Origin of the sequence: Halobacteriovorax marinus SJ (assembly GCF_000210915.2) — a bacterium.
In the GTDB taxonomy this organism is placed as follows: domain Bacteria; phylum Bdellovibrionota; class Bacteriovoracia; order Bacteriovoracales; family Bacteriovoracaceae; genus Halobacteriovorax; species Halobacteriovorax marinus.
On sequence record NC_016620.1, the window covers coordinates 1,747,826 to 1,763,394 of the forward strand.

General features: G+C 38.6%; 12 protein-coding genes. 7 read left to right on the forward strand and 5 right to left on the reverse strand.

Features of this window, described 5'->3' with window-relative positions:
* Positions 1–327 precede the first annotated feature (327 nt).
* On the forward strand, positions 328–984 hold the full coding sequence (locus BMS_RS08340; RefSeq protein ID WP_014244369.1) for a class I SAM-dependent methyltransferase: 657 nt from the start codon (positions 328–330) through the stop codon (positions 982–984).
* On the opposite strand, the gene BMS_RS08345 is transcribed toward BMS_RS08340, so the two are convergent.
* From BMS_RS08345 to BMS_RS08360, 4 genes are all read right to left on the reverse strand, one after another.
* The gene (locus tag BMS_RS08345; protein WP_014244370.1) at positions 969–4,079 is read right to left on the reverse strand and encodes an efflux RND transporter permease subunit; all 3,111 of its coding nucleotides are present in this window, start codon (positions 4,077–4,079) and stop codon (positions 969–971) included. The genes BMS_RS08340 and BMS_RS08345 overlap by 16 nt on opposite strands.
* A 7-nt stretch (positions 4,080–4,086) precedes the next feature.
* Positions 4,087–5,460 (reverse strand): efflux RND transporter periplasmic adaptor subunit, encoded by a 1,374-nt coding sequence (locus BMS_RS08350; RefSeq protein ID WP_197536765.1) that lies wholly within the window; start codon positions 5,458–5,460, stop codon positions 4,087–4,089.
* Positions 5,453–6,652, reverse strand: coding sequence for a TolC family protein (locus tag BMS_RS08355; RefSeq protein ID WP_014244372.1), 1,200 nt, complete (start codon positions 6,650–6,652; stop codon positions 5,453–5,455). The genes BMS_RS08350 and BMS_RS08355 overlap by 8 nt, the downstream gene beginning before the upstream one ends.
* Before the next feature lie 165 nt (positions 6,653–6,817).
* Complete coding sequence (locus BMS_RS08360) at positions 6,818–8,158, reverse strand: S8 family serine peptidase (protein ID WP_014244373.1); 1,341 nt, start codon at positions 8,156–8,158, stop codon at positions 6,818–6,820.
* Between the two features lie 130 nt (positions 8,159–8,288).
* On the opposite strand from BMS_RS08360, the gene BMS_RS08365 reads away from it, so the two are divergent.
* The 4 genes from BMS_RS08365 (at position 8,289) to BMS_RS08380 (ending at position 11,529) form a co-directional block, all read left to right on the forward strand.
* Positions 8,289–9,236: a 2-hydroxyacid dehydrogenase gene (locus tag BMS_RS08365; RefSeq protein ID WP_014244374.1), complete on the forward strand. Its 948-nt coding sequence runs from the start codon at positions 8,289–8,291 to the stop codon at positions 9,234–9,236.
* 127 nt (positions 9,237–9,363) lie between these two features.
* Positions 9,364–10,047 carry a response regulator transcription factor gene (locus BMS_RS08370; protein ID WP_014244375.1) on the forward strand — a complete coding sequence of 228 codons (684 nt, stop codon included), beginning with the start codon at positions 9,364–9,366 and terminating at the stop codon, positions 10,045–10,047.
* A gap of 85 nt (positions 10,048–10,132) precedes the next feature.
* The gene (locus BMS_RS08375; protein WP_014244376.1) at positions 10,133–10,789 is read left to right on the forward strand and encodes a response regulator; all 657 of its coding nucleotides are present in this window, start codon (positions 10,133–10,135) and stop codon (positions 10,787–10,789) included.
* Between the two features lie 107 nt (positions 10,790–10,896).
* Entirely contained in the window at positions 10,897–11,529 is a 633-nt protein-coding gene (locus BMS_RS08380; RefSeq protein WP_014244377.1) for a hypothetical protein, read from the forward strand.
* A 28-nt stretch (positions 11,530–11,557) separates the two neighbouring features.
* Here the strand turns inward: BMS_RS08380 and BMS_RS08385 are convergent, their stop codons facing one another.
* Positions 11,558–13,072 (reverse strand): S8 family peptidase, encoded by a 1,515-nt coding sequence (locus BMS_RS08385; protein ID WP_157868262.1) that lies wholly within the window; start codon positions 13,070–13,072, stop codon positions 11,558–11,560.
* A 262-nt stretch (positions 13,073–13,334) separates the two neighbouring features.
* On the opposite strand from BMS_RS08385, the gene BMS_RS08390 reads away from it, so the two are divergent.
* On the forward strand, positions 13,335–14,684 hold the full coding sequence (locus BMS_RS08390) for an SLC5/6 family protein (protein WP_014244379.1): 1,350 nt from the start codon (positions 13,335–13,337) through the stop codon (positions 14,682–14,684).
* Between the two features lie 3 nt (positions 14,685–14,687).
* Entirely contained in the window at positions 14,688–15,521 is an 834-nt protein-coding gene (locus BMS_RS08395) for a metallophosphoesterase family protein (protein WP_014244380.1), read from the forward strand.
* The last annotated feature ends 48 nt before the right edge of the window (positions 15,522–15,569 follow it).

Genomic DNA, 15,569 nt, shown 5'->3' on the forward strand with positions numbered 1-15,569 from the left:
TTCTAAAAGAATTAAATTTAAAACTAAGTATCGCCTTCTTTTACTCAGATATTTAAAAGAATATTTAATTAAAACTTAAATTTTAAAGATATGGGGGTGTTAGTAAAATGATCATCAAGATTTCTAAAGGAATGAGTTTTGAACTTTAAGTTACTGAATTTAAGAAAAGAAATCACCAACATCACCATTAACAAAGGATTTCAGAGGGTGGCAATAATTTGTGGAATAAAAATCTTCTTTAAAGAAATCTTAAGAAACAACTGAACAAATGGGGACATGCTGCTAATCATTTGATACAAATATAGGGTCAACTTAAAGGGAAAAATTATGGAAAGAGAATTTTGGGAAAATGCTTGGGATGAAAATAATATTGGATTTCATATGAGTGAAACAAATCAATTCTTAAAATATACATTTGATGAAGGTATTGTGTGCGACATTAAAACAGCGCTTATCCCTCTTTGTGGAAAGAGCCTAGATCTACTCTATCTAAGGGAGATGGGAATTGAGGTCTTTGGTGTTGAGATAGCGACAAAAGCTGTAGAGCAATTCTTCGAAGAAAATTCTCTTGATTTTGAAATAGAAGAAAAAGGCAATTACAAGATCTACAAAACAAGTGGTATCACAATCTTTTGTGGCGACTTTTTCTCTCTAAAGAGAGATGATCTTCCTAAAATTGATTTTATCTATGATAGAGCTTCTAACGTCGCCCTCCCTCCACAGATGAGAGAGAGCTACTATGATCAAATACGAAATTTAAGTTCCGACAATACTCAGATGCTTCTTCTAACAGCACATTCCGAGGAGGAAGATCAATTTGGTCCTCCCTTTAGTATCAGTAAAGAAGAAATTGAGATGGCCTATAAAGAGAAAGCGAAGGAATTTAAACTCCTTCACGAGCAGAAGAAGAAAGTCACAAGCAAGAGACTCATTAAGGCCGGACTCAAATCAAGGATAATGGTTGCCCACTACCTTAAGTTTTGAATTCTTCTTTGCTCGAAGTATGAAAAAACCACTGGAACAATAAAGAGAGTTATAAACTCTACTAGCATCCCCCCAAGAGTGGGGATTGCCATGGGCTTCATCACTTCACTACCAGTACTTGTAGACCACATGATAGGAAGCAGAGCGATTACAGTAGTGGTTGTTGTCATCACTAAGGGTCTAATTCTTCTGGTACCTGCATGAACGATACACTCCTTCAACTCACTCCAATTCGATGGGCAATTCTTTTTAATTGCCTCTTGGAGATAAGTCATCATGACAACTCCGTCATCGACAGCGATTCCAAAGAGAGCAATAAAGCCAACCCATACGGCGACAGAGGAGTTAAAACCTCCAACCCATAGGAGTATTAGCCCTCCAGCGAAGGCCACAGGGACAGCACTAAAGACGATAGCAGCATTTCTTAAATTCTTGATTCCAAGATAGATAAGGAAAATATTTATAAGAAGAGCAAATGGAATTAATATGAGAAGTCTATTATTTGATCTCACTTGATTTTCATACTGACCGGCCCACACAATGGAATAACCATGAGGAAGTTCTATATTCTTAGAGACTAATTCCTTGGCCTCTTCTACAAAACCAATAAGGTCTCTGCCCTGTACATTTAGAAGAACAAGGGACCTGAGCATACCATTTTCAGACTGAATCATCGCAGGCCCTGTAACGATATTGATCTTGGCCAACTCAGAAAGTGGAACATGCTGTCCAAGAGGACTAGGAACTAGAACCTTCTTGAGTTCATCAATACGATCTCTAAGCTCTTTCTTATAACGTACACGAATAGGATAGCGTTCACGCCCTTCAAAGAATTGCCCAATACTCATTCCCCCAACAGCTGTCTGTAGGATCTTATTAATAGTTCCAGTATTTATACCATAGCGAGAAGCGGCCACCCGATCAATATCGAATTCAATATAAGGTTTACCCGAAATCTTCTCCGCGTAAATTCCATAGCTCCCCTCAACCTTCTCTATCTCTTTTCCTATCTTCGCAGCAAGAGACTCAAGTACTTTTAAATCATCACCAAATATTTTAATTCCTATTTGAGTCTTAATACCAGTGGAAATCATAGCGATACGATTTTCAATGGGAAAGAGCCATGCATTAACCAAACCAGGGACTTGAAGTTTTGAGTCAAGTTCATTCATGATGTCATAAATTGAAACACCACTTGGCCATTCTTCCTTAGGTTTTAATTTAACAATAGTCTCAAACATCGCCACTGGTGCAGGATCAATTGCAGTACTCGCCCGCCCAAGTTTTCCAATAGCATCACTGACTAGTGGATGCTTAATCAGCTCCCTATCCGTATAGGCCAATAACTCTCTGGCCTTAGTCATACTAACGTCAGGTGTTGTCACAGGCATGTAGAGAATCTCTCCTTCATTGAGTGAAGGCATAAATTCCTTTCCAATTTGAGTATAGGAATATCCTCCTACTAATAAGAGAACGAGCGGCAGAATCAAAAACTTAAGTCTATTAGATAGCGTCCAATTTAAAATAGGCTTATAAGTCCTAACAATAAAGGAGCTAACAATATTTTTCTTAATTTCTTTAAGCTCCCCTTTTAAAAAGAAAGCACTAAGAGCAGGGACGAGAATAATTGCCACAACAACAGAGCCAAACATTGCAAGTGTCTTCGCCCATGCCAAAGGACCAAATAGCTTTCCTTCACTTCCACTTAGAGCAAAGACAGGCAAGAAGGTAACGATAGTTGTTAATACGGCCGTTAGAATAGCAGGGCCAACTTCTCTAGCAGACTTTACAATAATTTCAACTCGCTCAGCTTGGGATATATTACCTTTTCTTTGGGCCAGTGAAGAATAGATATTCTCAGTCATTATAATACCCATATCCACCATTGAACCAATGGCGATGACTAATCCCGATAGACTCATAACGTTTGAGTCGATACCTAGGACTTTCATGAGAATAAAACTAATACCTACGCCAAAAGGAAGAGTGAGAGTGACCAGAATTGAAGATTTAAAATGTAGAAGAAAAATTAAAATTACAATAATTGTTATAATGATCTCTTGAGCAAGAGCACTATAGACGGTTCCAATGGTGCGCTCAATAACTTCAGTTCGATCATAGAATGGTACAAGTCTAACTCCTCTAGGGAGACCCTGTTCAACGATAGCAATTTTCTTTTTTACATTGTCGATTACTTCCTTAGGGTTTTCACCAAAGCGCATCGTGACCACTCCCCCAACAGCTTCGCTTCCATTCTTATCGAGTGCTCCTCTTCTAAAAGAGGGCCCAGTCTGAACGCTAGCGAGATCACTTACTCTTATAGGAGTTTTATTTCTTACGGACACAACGACGTTTTCAATATCGCCAATGGATTTAAAAAATCCTTTACCTCTAACTATAAACTCCCTGTCTCCATCTTCAATGACCTCAGCACCAACGTCGATATTACTTTCCTGTATGGCCTTAATAAGCGCAGAAAAATGAATATCGAAGGCCATTAATTTATTGGGATCAACGTCTATTTGATACTCTTTTACAAAGCCACCAATACTTGCGACTTCACTTACACCGCTCACACTTTGTAGTGAGTACTTAACAAAGAAATCCTGTAACGAGCGAAGTTCAACCAAAGACTTTGGATGGGGGTTATCGGGTGTATTCTCTAAAGTATACCAAAAGACTTGTCCTAGACCTGTAGCATCTGGACCCATCTTAGGAGTTACTCCAGGAGGAAGCTCTTTTGTTGCTATTGATATTTTAGAGAGTACTCGTGAGCGACTCCAATAGAAGTCAACATCATCTTTAAAAATAATATAGACAATAGAAAAGCCAAAAGCTGAAGTGGCCCTAATACTTTTTACGCCAGGAAGCCCTTGCATAATAACACTCAGAGGGTAAGTAACTTGCTCTTCAATATCCTTTGGAGAGCGTCCCGCCCACTCTGTAAAAACGATTTGCTGATTTTCACCTATATCAGGAATAGCATCAATACGCGCTGTCTTTAATGAAAATACAGACAAGAGGGCCACAAAACAAAAGAGAATAACTACTATAGCTCTCTTTCTAATCGAAAATTCAATAAGGTTTTGAATCATAACTTACCTAGTGATTATGTCCTTCCATTGCTGGAGAACTTTCCATGTCTTCATAGCCACCAAAGAGCTGCGCCTGTGCATCTAGAAGAAAATTCCCTTCTATAACAACTTGATCACCTTCTTTAAGTCCAGTGACTACTTCTACATAACCGTCAGACTCAAACCCAGTTTGAATTGATAGCGCCCTAAAGTCTTTATCAGAAACTTTGAGCCAAACAACTTTTCTCTTACCTGTATCGATGATGGCCGAGCGTGGTACGACTAGAGGGAGTCCATCAAATTTAATTTCAAGTACAGCGTTAGCAATCATTCCAGGGCGAAGTTTGCCCGATTCATTCTTTATTGTCGCCCTAACTTTAAGGGTGCGAGACTGTGAATCAAGAACAGGGTTAATGAAATCAATGACACCATTTATCTTCACACCAGGAAGAGCACTAAACTCTAGCTCTACCCGTTGACCTAATTGGACAAGCGAGGAATCTTGTTCATAGACATCCATCTCCACCCAAACATCAGAGAGATCTGAGAGTTCGAAGAAATTCTGTCCCTCCTTAAAATAGGCACCAACAAAGGCGTTCTTCTTTCTAACAACACCCGTTGTATTGGAATAGATAATAATATTCTTTGGAATAGTTTTGTCTTTATACCACTTCTCTATCTGTTTGCTCCTAATTCCTAGGAGCCTAAGCTTTTCTTTGGATTGCTCAAGCATCTCTTTAAATTCACGCTTCTTTGTCTTAGAAAAACTCTCTCTTGCAACAAGGTACTCTTCTCCTGCAGTAATGAGCTTAGGGCTATAGATTTCAACAACGGGATCCCCAACGCGTATAAAACTACCACTTGATTTAACATAGACCTTCTCTACACGACCACCGATTCTAGCGGGAATATTACTCTCCTTTTCCTCAGATTGAAGTACAGACCCAAGTAAGCGAATCCTCTTTGTCATTCGCATTGAAGTTACGGGAAAGTAGTCTGGTTTAAAGTGAGAGAGTTGTGAGCTTCGAAGTTTTACCTTCGCTACAATTTTAGAAGCTTCAAAAAGTGAATCGTTAATCATCATCGTTCCATCAATGGGGCACTCTTCTTTCACTTCACTTGTGACTTCAGGATAATCTTTACATCTATAGATAACTTTAGGAGTATTGGACACTTGATCTTTACTCTCGATACTGTCATCAACTTCTACTTTAGTTAAATTCATATGACATATAGGACACTTTCCTGGAGCATCCTCTTTTACACTAGGGTGCATGGAACAAGTATAATAAGTCTTTACACTCCCTGACTTAGAGTCTGAATCATGAACGTGATTCGAGTGCCCGGACTTGTCGCAACCAAAGCTTAGAAATAGTAGAATTATAATTAGGTATCTATTCACTGAGTTTTTCCCCACGTTTATATTTGAGTTGAACCTTTATGCTATCTCGCTTAGAGAGGAGGTCAGATTTAAGCATCAAGAGTTCTTGTAATTTTAGTTCCGATTGTAGTAGTTCAACATAACTAGAGTTTCCTAGTCCATATGATTTAGATGTTATGGCCCTAGAGTCTTTGGCAAAGTTAATAGTCTTAGAACTTAAAATCTCTAGATCTTTTTTTATTTTCTTATACTCAATCTCTAACTGATCACTGTCTCGTCTCTTTGAATCTTGATAATTTCTATACTCAAAAAGTGCAGACTGATGTAAGGATGATTGCTCTCTCTTGTAAGCGTACATCTTAGATGAAATAGGAATAGAGAAGCTAATCGCTCCTGAAACAAAGTCTCCCTTTCCATCAATATTGGAGCGTTTAGTATGACCAACAGAAATGGTAACATCTGGGATAAAGTTCTTTCTTGAAGCTGATAGAGCAAGCTTCTGCGCACTGAGTTTTTCTTTTAGGGCGAGGGCCTTATAGTCGAAGTCAACTTCAGAAGTTGTCTTTAGAATTTTCCACGGTATTGTCTGTGCATCGATTTCCCCATTTCCTTCTCCTAGTAGATATTCAAGGGATTTAGTTAACTTTAAGAGATCGTAATCGACTTTACTTAATTTCATCTCCACTTCTGATTTTCTAATCTGGATTTCAAGTAGGGCCTGCCCTGAAACTTTACCATTCACATATAATTTCTTAGTGACTTTAATAATTTTATTTAGCCAGTCGAAATTCTCTTTTAGTATTTCTCTCTCTTCTTTTAACTTCCTCTCTAAGATAACTATATTCCACAGAGAAACCTTTAACTCTCTAAAAGCGTCTAGAGCACTATATTCTAGGGCCTTTGCCTTGGCCCTTATTGAGTCCCCCATATTGGAATACTTCGTAGTGAGGGCAATCTTCTGACTAATAGAAGTTTCGATACCAGACATTGGAGACTGATCCCTTTTTAAACTATCTTCAGGAAGATTCTTTGCTGCTATTTTAAGCACGGGATCTCCCCATGAATTTTGACCATCTCCCTTGGCATAGCTCGATTTTGAGAGTGATAGCATTGACTTAACACTTTGATGCTCACTTAGCATCTCTAGCGCCTCATTAAAGGAAGTGCCATAGGCGTTGAGGGTAAAGAGTAGAATTAAAGCGTATTTATACATAGTTAGAGTCTCATATTTGCGTTCTTCTTTGTATTCAATGTATTCAATGTATTCAATGCATACATCAATCTCTACGATGAGAACTCACAAATTGTGACAAAACTAGTAATTTTAATGGAATTAGAGAAAAAAAGGGAGGATACTCTCCTCCCCATAGAATTTATTTTAGAATTTAAACATTGATGGAAGTGGGATAACAAATCCGCTTCCCATTAATGGAAGAGACTTTGCCTCACCTTCAACAACAACATCTGCTACTTGTTCTCTAGCAGCTGAAATTGAATCTTCAACGCTTCTTGTTCCCGAAAGGATACCTGCCTGAACAGCTCTTCCAGGGTTTACAAGACCACCTGTTAAAACTTTATCAGTAAGGTAGTTCTTATAGTCAACTGTTCCCATAATAATTTTCTTAATATCAACAGGAGAAAGAGATGGGTTAGCATCTTTTACTCTCGCTGCAATATTTGCAACAAATGGAGCAGCTTGAGAAGTTCCAGAAACCTTTACGTACTCATCACCTGGAGCAGCTGAAAGAATTCCTACACCCGGAGCGGCTACATCAACCATTTCCTTACCGTAATTTGAAAAAGGAGCGATGGCCATTCTTCCCATAGTTGCTGCAACAGAGATTACGTTGTCAGCTTGGATATTTGTTGGAGAAGTTGGGAATTTATCATTATCTAATCCATCATTACCTGCGGCGAAAACAAAGAGAGTATTTGGTGCAACTTCTACAAGTCTTGCATTCTCTCTAACTGCTGCATTTAAAAATACTAAACTCAATTCATGATTAAGCTCTGGAGTTGGATCTTTTCTAAAAAGCGTCTTATAAAGCATAGCTGTAATTTGCTGAGCTTGTGGGTAACCAGTACCAAAAGAACCGTTGGCAACATCAGCCTTATGTCCGTCAACATAGTAACCAATCTCTTCCATCATGGTTGCTTGTTGCTTGGCCAAAAGTTCTAGACCTTTCTTAAACATCTTAAGAGCAAATCCATCTTTCTTAGAAATCTTGTCTTGACCCGGTAGCTTTACTTCCGTTGGAATTAATTTAACGGCCATGATTTTTGCGTTATTGGCCTTCTTTGCAGCGATACCAGCAACGTGTGTTCCGTGCATGAAGTTACCATAAATAGAGATTCTCTTGATGAATGCCTCATCCTTTAAGATTTCTCTGGCCCATTCAATTTCTTCTTGAGTAGCCGTTTGTCTCATCATCTTTTCTTGAACGATGAAGAACTTTCTTACGTCTTCGTTAAGAGTTCCAAGATACTTATAGTCAATAACTTGGTTATTGCTCTCAGCAAAGTTCCATCCATAGATATCATCTTGGTATCCATTGCGGTCTTCGTCTCTATTATTATCTGGAATTTCTACAGAGTTGATCCATGCTTTAGGAGCAATATCTTTGTGTTTCATATCTGTACCAGAATCAATAATGGCTACAGTAGAAGCTAGTGTGCTAGCTGAGAATAATAGTCCAAGTCCTAGGGCCATCTTTTTCATGGGTACCTCCTTGTTGGGACTTAAATGTTTAGTCTTTAAAAAATAAATTTATGTAGTTAATATTATGGAAAATTAATAGGTTTGAGTCTTTTGAAAAAACCTTTCATTTACTGTCATATAGGGTGAAAACATGCGAATTTTTATTACAAAGCCAATAATTGAGTCAGGAATAGAGATTCTACGCAGTGCGGGTCACGAAGTGAACGTCCACCAAGGTGAAAAAGGTATCACCAAAGAAGAACTATACAGCGCTGCAAAAGAGTCCGATGCTCTAATCACTATGCTAAGCGATAAAATAGATGAAGAATTCTTAGAGAAAAACTCGCACTTACTTGTCATCGCCAACTATGCTGTAGGGTTTAATAATATAGATATTGAAGCGGCCAAGAGGCTTGCAATCCCCGTGGCCAATACTCCCGATGTTCTCACCCATGCAACGGCAGAATTGGCCTTTGCACTCTTGCTCTCAAGTGCAAGAAGAATCACTGAGGCCCACAACTCCATTGCTTCCAATAATTGGAAGGGATGGGAGCCGATGGGATTTCTAGGACAAAGTCTGGCCAATAAGACTTTGGGAATTTTTGGTGCCGGCAGAATCGGACAAAGTTTCGCCAAAATGTGCCAAGGGGCATTTGATATGGAAGTGCTCTATACTTCTCGAACTGAAAAGAATGACTTTCCTGCAAAGAGAGTAAGCTTTGATGAGCTTGTAGAAAAGAGTGATATTATCAGCGTTCACTGTGACCTTAATGCTACAACAATGGGAAAGTTCAATAGAGATATTTTCAAGAAAATGAAGTCCAGCTCGATATTTATCAATACGGCCCGCGGTGAAATACACAACGAAGTTGATCTTCACTGGGCCCTTACTCATGGTGAAGTTTGGGGAGCTGGTCTTGATGTCACAAACCCAGAACCTATGAGCGCAGACTCTCCCCTTTTGAAACTTCCAAATGTGACGATAACTCCACATATCGGATCCGCCACACTTAAGGCCAGATCTGAGATGAGTGATTTAGTGGCAACAAATATCCTCAAAGGCCTAATAAAAGAGAAATTATTGACCCCAGTCTATTAATATGCCATGGTTAAATACACGAATTTCTGGATAGTTATAGGTTCTTCAAATCTTTAGAAAATCTATAGGTTGAAATACTTCATTCAGGAATAAAATATATTTAATATCAATAAATAGTGAGGCAATTATGATGAAATCTAAAATACTAGTCGTTGATGACAGTGAAGACATCAGAATCCTAGTGCAAAAAGTTTTAGGTGATAAGTATATTTTAGAGATGGCCCAAAATAGTGAAGAGGCCCTAACTAAGGCCATAGAGTTTAGTCCAGACCTCATTCTACTAGATATCATGATGCCCGATACAAGTGGCTATGAGATTTGCTCACAAATAAAATCAAGAGACGAGATGAAGAATACTCCTATTATTTTTCTCTCATCTAAAACCGGAAGTAATAGTCGTGTAACAGGCTATAAACTAGGTGCAATTCAATATATAGAGAAACCTTTTGAGACTGAAGAGTTAAAAGAAGTTGTTAACTCCGTTCTTAGAAATGTCTCTAGAACTGATCAAAATGAAATTCAAAACTATGAAGACATCACTCTCAACATCCCCTCTCAAGAGGTGGTCGTCATTGGAGAGCGCGTACACTTTACAAGTAGTGAATTCAAAATCATTCACTTACTTTTAAAGAATACTAATCGTGTTCTTAGTAGAGAGAAGATATTAAATCATATAGCTCCCGGAAATTTTTCGGCCAATGATCGCATGATAGATACCTATATCTCAGCTCTACGAAGAAAAATTAAGAAATCGAATTTTCAAATTAAGTCCGTCTACGGCGAGGGTTACAAGATTATTGCCTCAGCATAAATGATGAATAGAAATTAATTTTTGCTTCATATTTTTGCTAGGGAGTTACGCTTAAATAGTATTAATGCTTCGAAAGGGAGTTGATATGCTTGGTAAGAACGTTGTAATAGTAGATGACTGCAAAGATTATACAGAACTTATAGCGAAGAAATTAAAGCGCGAAGGCTTTTCAATAAAGTCTTTCACCGCTCCCGATAAAGCATTTGACTACATCATTAAAAATGGACAAGAAGTTGATCTCATTATTCTAGATTTAATGATGCCTAAATTAAATGGTCTCGAGTTTCTCGCGACTCTAAGTGAGAGACAAGTTAAAACGAGACCCCAATATAAAGTTTGCGTCCTTAGCGATAAGCACGATCTCCTAGAAATAGAAACTGCATTTAAACTTGGTGCGAGTGAATATTTTCTAAAGTCAGAACCACTAGAGATTTTAGTGGAGAAAATATATGAGTTCATGGAAGTTTCATCTCACCCAACACCAGATCAGAAAAAAGAATTTATCTCTCTTTTAGAGATCACAAATATTATTCACGATTTTCAATTAGTAAATTTTGACGAAAATAATGTCACTCTCTATTCGCGCGAAGAATTACCTATACATTCAACGATTCAGATAAATAGTGAGAAGCTTAAAAAGTTCAAGCAGACCACCATGCCAATCAATTGCATAGTAGATAATTGTGAAATTCTAGACGAGAGAATTCTCATTACTTGCCAATACCTAGACCAAGCTGCCTAAGTATCCGTTTTCTTATCCTGAAAAAATCACATAGTCCTATACGGCCCTTTTCTATTTGTGAAAAATTTCATAAGATCATCAAAAGTTTTTATTCATAGGAGAAAGCGATGAAACACTTGATGTTACTTATGACTCTAATCGGGTTCGTATCTTGTAATGACCTTGACGGTACATTTACAGCAAAACAAGACCTCGTCTTTAAAACAAAGAAGAGCATTATCTCTAGCAAATATGTGAGCGTAAAAGTTCCAGCAGGAAATTATAAAGCAGAATTTGATTTTACAAGCTTTGATAATTTAAAAATCGATCTGTCAGGAATTGATAAGAAAATCAAAATTAAACTTCCAGATGATTTAGACATCAATGATAGAAACGATGAGTTCTACATTCAAGGTGCTGACGTAAGACAGAAGTATGACTTTGAAGGAAGAATTCACACTGATTACTCAAGATCAGAAACAAGAAGAGAAACTGAGTCTTGTTCATACACAAGATATGAAACTAGATGTAGACAAGTTTGTCACGTTAACAATAGAGGACGTCAAATTTGTAGATCTGAATGTTCTCAATTTCCTGTGACTCACTATGGATATAGAAGAATTGAGTACTACTACTCAACTAGAGTTACAAATATGTCTTTAAACGTTCTTGAGCCATCGACATCAGAAAATGTTGGTAGCTTCACAGGAAGAGACTCAAGCACAAATAGAGTTGTGACTTGGGAAACTCCTTGTAGATAATTTGATCCATCCATGGCCTAAGTCTCTCTTAGGCCACTATTTTCTTCTTAAGTAATGATATAGATATTAGAGCAAAGGCAATAACCATAAAGAGTGAGCCACCTGCTGAGTTATTCTTTGACTCGTCTTTATAGATAACGCTTCCACAAAGTCCTCCAGAGTCCCCTGAAGTACTCATAGTCGGCGATTGCGAAATAGGAGCTGTCCCCGCTCTAGTCTCTTCCGTATCTCTAAAAGTAGAGTCTGGTGATTCAACTTGGGCCAACTCAATCGCTCTCCACGCTAGAGCAATTCCACTACCACACTCTCCATCTTCACATCCACTTGACCAAGGAAAACTCTTTGCGGCCTCTTTTACTAGGGCCATTAATTGATCTGGATAAAGTCCAGGGTTAACTCCTTTCATGAGTGAAACAATTCCTGCGACGTGAGGTGCCGACATACTCGTTCCACTTTGATAGACATAGCTCTCGCTACTAGGAGTAGTGCTTCCTGTATTTCCTAAACTCAATACACTTGAACCATTTCCACCTCCAGGTGCCGATACATCAACAACCTTTCCGTAATTAGAGAAATAACTCTTGTATCCATTCTGAGTACTAGAGCCAACCACAAGAACTCCCTGACAATTTGCAGGTGTAAAATCAGTTGTATCTAAATTGGCGCTGCTATTTCCGGCAGCAACGACAACCACTGCTCCCTTAGACTTCGCTTGATTAATCGCATCTTGCATATAAGCACTACAAGGACCACTTCCCCCAAGGGAGAGATTAATCACTGAGGCAGGATTTTGATTTGTAGGCGTACCAGCAACTGAAACACCGGCCGCCCATTTAACTGCATCGGCGATATCAGTCGTATAACCGCCACACTTTCCAAGGGCCCTTACAGGAAGTATTTTTGCATTCCAATTAACTCCAGCAATTCCTTTAGAATTATTAGAAGAGGCAGCGATAATTCCCGCCACATGAGTTCCATGCCAAGTAGAGTTTCGACTCTGACCTTGGTAACAACTATCCCCAAAGGAGATCCAATCTCCTGGATCACTTGGATCGTTATCACGACCATTTCCATCATTTGCAAAACTTAGGTCACTCACCATATCGTAACCTGGAAGCAACTTAGAATTTAAATCACTATGACTAACCACTCCCGTATCAATAACGGCAACCACAGTGCTAGAACTTCCCTTAGTGATATCCCATGCCTCTTGGGCCTCGATACCACCATCACTTCTCCCTAGCGACCATTGCTCAGAAAAGCGCGAGTCACTAGAGTTTGCCTCAGCATGAATCTGCTGTGTTGTAAGAAGAGCATCAACCTCTACGGACTCGACCATAGAGGAGTTCTTGAGCGCTTCATACTCTTTTTGCATCTCTTCTTTAGAGGCGAATTTCTTTTTTACGAATTCAGATTTTGATTTAAATTGGCTAGTTTCAATAACAGGTCTGTACTTGATAATAAGTCTATTCTTAGCGCTAGCTGAAGTGGTAAGAACCAACACTGCTGCGCCAAGAATCAACTTGGCTTTTGAGTCTCTCACAATCATCTTCCTTGATGAAATTTATCTCTTTCTCTAGACCCCCATCCTAGGAGTCTACATATATATAAGCATATTCTGTGCCACTTTTTACCACCCAATTTCAAGGCCATACATTTAAGAAAACGTCCCTGGTGTCAAAGTAGATGGTGGTTTTTTGACGCACATACCCGACTAAATTGATTGATGCACTCACTAAACTTTCTTGTTGCTGGCCATGAGAAATCCATTAAACTTATAAGTAACTATTTAAAAAGGATTTTAAATGAATTGGACTATACTTCTTGGTTTTTCAGCACTTATGTTTGCCATCTCACCAGCACTCAAACCAGGTAATCAATTAGCACAATTCTTCGGCGCAAAAAGAGAAGATGGATCAGAGATAGGACTAAAGACATTAACTTCCTCTCTTCTTATATCGTGGATCTTTGCAAAATCAATCTACAATACCGCGGCCCTTGGTTCTTCGTTTTCCATGGTTGGCGGCATCGCTTATGCTACCTATTGGCTCTCTTTCATTGTGGCCGGCTTTACTATTTATAGACTAAAAAAAGCTGGCTTTAGAAGTATCCATGAATTTTTAAATACAAAGTATGGGCAAGGGGCCACTTGGCTTTTCTCTTTTATTTTAGTCTTTAGGCTTTGGAATGAGATTTGGTCTAACACAATGGTAGTTGGACAATTCTTTGGAAGTAATGGCTCCTCTTCATTTATTATGGCCACTTGGGCCACAACGGGACTAGTGCTTCTCTATTCATTAAAGTCAGGACTAAGAAGTAGTATTCTTACAGATGTTATTCAAATGGGACTAACAACTTTTCTCCTCTTACTTCTACTGGGATTCATACTTCCAAAGACGGATATGACTATGGCCATGGCCAATAATAATTGGTCTCTAAGCGGTGGTGTAGATTTAATCTTAGTGGCAATGATACAAATTTGGAGTTACCCCTTCCACGACCCTGTCATGACAGATAGAGGATTTATCACTGAAGAAAGTAAAATGCTTAAGGGCTTCATTCTCTCCGGAGTCCTTGGTTTTATTTTTATTTTCATCTTTAGCTTCATAGGTATTTATTTTAAAACGGCGAACCTTGAGGGCAATGTCATTATAGAGACGGCCAAAAGTTTTGGAGTAATCGTAGTAATCATTATGAATGTAATCATGCTAAGTAGTGCAAGCTCTACCATTGATTCAACTTTCACCTCTATTGGTAAACTCATCTCAATTGATCTCTTTTCCAATATAAAAATGGATAAAATTCTTCTGGCCCGCATCTCCATGATCACTTTGGCGATTCTTGGAAATATAATGATTCACGCGGGACCTTCAATTCTTAGTGCGACAACTGTTAGTGGAACTATGGTAGTAGGTCTTGCCCCAATCTTTATATTTTCTAATTGGAGCAGACCCCACAAAGCATCCTACTACGCTAGTATTCTCACTGGGCTTGTCTTTGGAGTTCTTCTTGCCACGAAATCTATTGGAGGTACGATAGGGACTGGTAAGTATGGATCACTTCTCTATACAAATATTTGGGCCACTCTCATCTCTTTTGCTCTCTTTGTTCTTCTGGCCTTTATTTTCCCAAAGAGAAAAAGTGAAAAGAGCTAGAGTATGAAATTAGAGAGAAGAGATTCTAAGAAACTTATATTCTTTGGTGGAGCCTATAGTAATCTTGAAGCCACTATAGAGTTAAAAAACATTCTAGACTCGAAGAGAATCTCACCTAAAGATATTTTCTGCACTGGTGATATCTTAGCTTATTGTGCTGATCCTAATGAGACGATCGAAGTATTCAAAGAGTGGGGCATTAACTCTATCTATGGAAATGTTGAAGAACAACTTGTAGGTGATCAGGAAAATTGCGGGTGTAATTTCAAAGAGGGCACAGAGTGCGATATCCTCTCAAGAAATTGGTACGAGTATATTAGAAGTAATGTTACAGAAGAATCCATGAACTATCTAAGAACTCTGCCTGCGAGCTTTAGTATTAAATTTGGAGACCACTCACTTCGCATCATCCACGGAGGAGTAAACGATATATCTAAATTCTTTTTTAAAGAAACTTCGATAGAGATCTTTGAGAAAGAGGTTGCTCCACTTGCAGATGAGCAAATCGTTATCGCAGGCCATAGCGGTATCCCATTTCTAAAAGAGCTAAAGAACCACTACTGGATTAATGCTGGAGTAATAGGTATGCCAGCAAATGATGGAACAACTAGAGCGTGGTATCTAGAACTCACCCTAGAGGATGGACTTTGGGCTTCTTTGCACTCATTTAGCTATAACTCTAAGAGCACATCAGAGAAAATGAATAAGAAGAATCTTCCAAGTGAGTATGCGAGTACTCTCAAAAGTGGGATTTGGCCCAATCAAGACATTATACCAATCGCTCAGCGTGATAATCAGGGTATTGCACTAAAAGAAGAAAAGAGAAAAATAAAATAAAAAAAGCCTATCCGAAGATAGGCTTAAATTTATAAGTGTTAAGAAACT

Coding starts and splice junctions, on each gene's coding strand:
- BMS_RS08340 (WP_014244369.1), top strand. CDS start 328: ATGGAAAGAGAATTTTGGGAAAATGCTTGGGATGAAAATAATATTGGA.
- BMS_RS08345 (WP_014244370.1), bottom strand. CDS start 4,079: ATGATTCAAAACCTTATTGAATTTTCGATTAGAAAGAGAGCTATAGTA.
- BMS_RS08355 (WP_014244372.1), bottom strand. CDS start 6,652: ATGTATAAATACGCTTTAATTCTACTCTTTACCCTCAACGCCTATGGC.
- BMS_RS08360 (WP_014244373.1), bottom strand. CDS start 8,158: ATGAAAAAGATGGCCCTAGGACTTGGACTATTATTCTCAGCTAGCACA.
- BMS_RS08365 (WP_014244374.1), top strand. CDS start 8,289: ATGCGAATTTTTATTACAAAGCCAATAATTGAGTCAGGAATAGAGATT.
- BMS_RS08370 (WP_014244375.1), top strand. CDS start 9,364: ATGATGAAATCTAAAATACTAGTCGTTGATGACAGTGAAGACATCAGA.
- BMS_RS08375 (WP_014244376.1), top strand. CDS start 10,133: ATGCTTGGTAAGAACGTTGTAATAGTAGATGACTGCAAAGATTATACA.
- BMS_RS08380 (WP_014244377.1), top strand. CDS start 10,897: ATGAAACACTTGATGTTACTTATGACTCTAATCGGGTTCGTATCTTGT.
- BMS_RS08390 (WP_014244379.1), top strand. CDS start 13,335: ATGAATTGGACTATACTTCTTGGTTTTTCAGCACTTATGTTTGCCATC.
- BMS_RS08395 (WP_014244380.1), top strand. CDS start 14,688: ATGAAATTAGAGAGAAGAGATTCTAAGAAACTTATATTCTTTGGTGGA.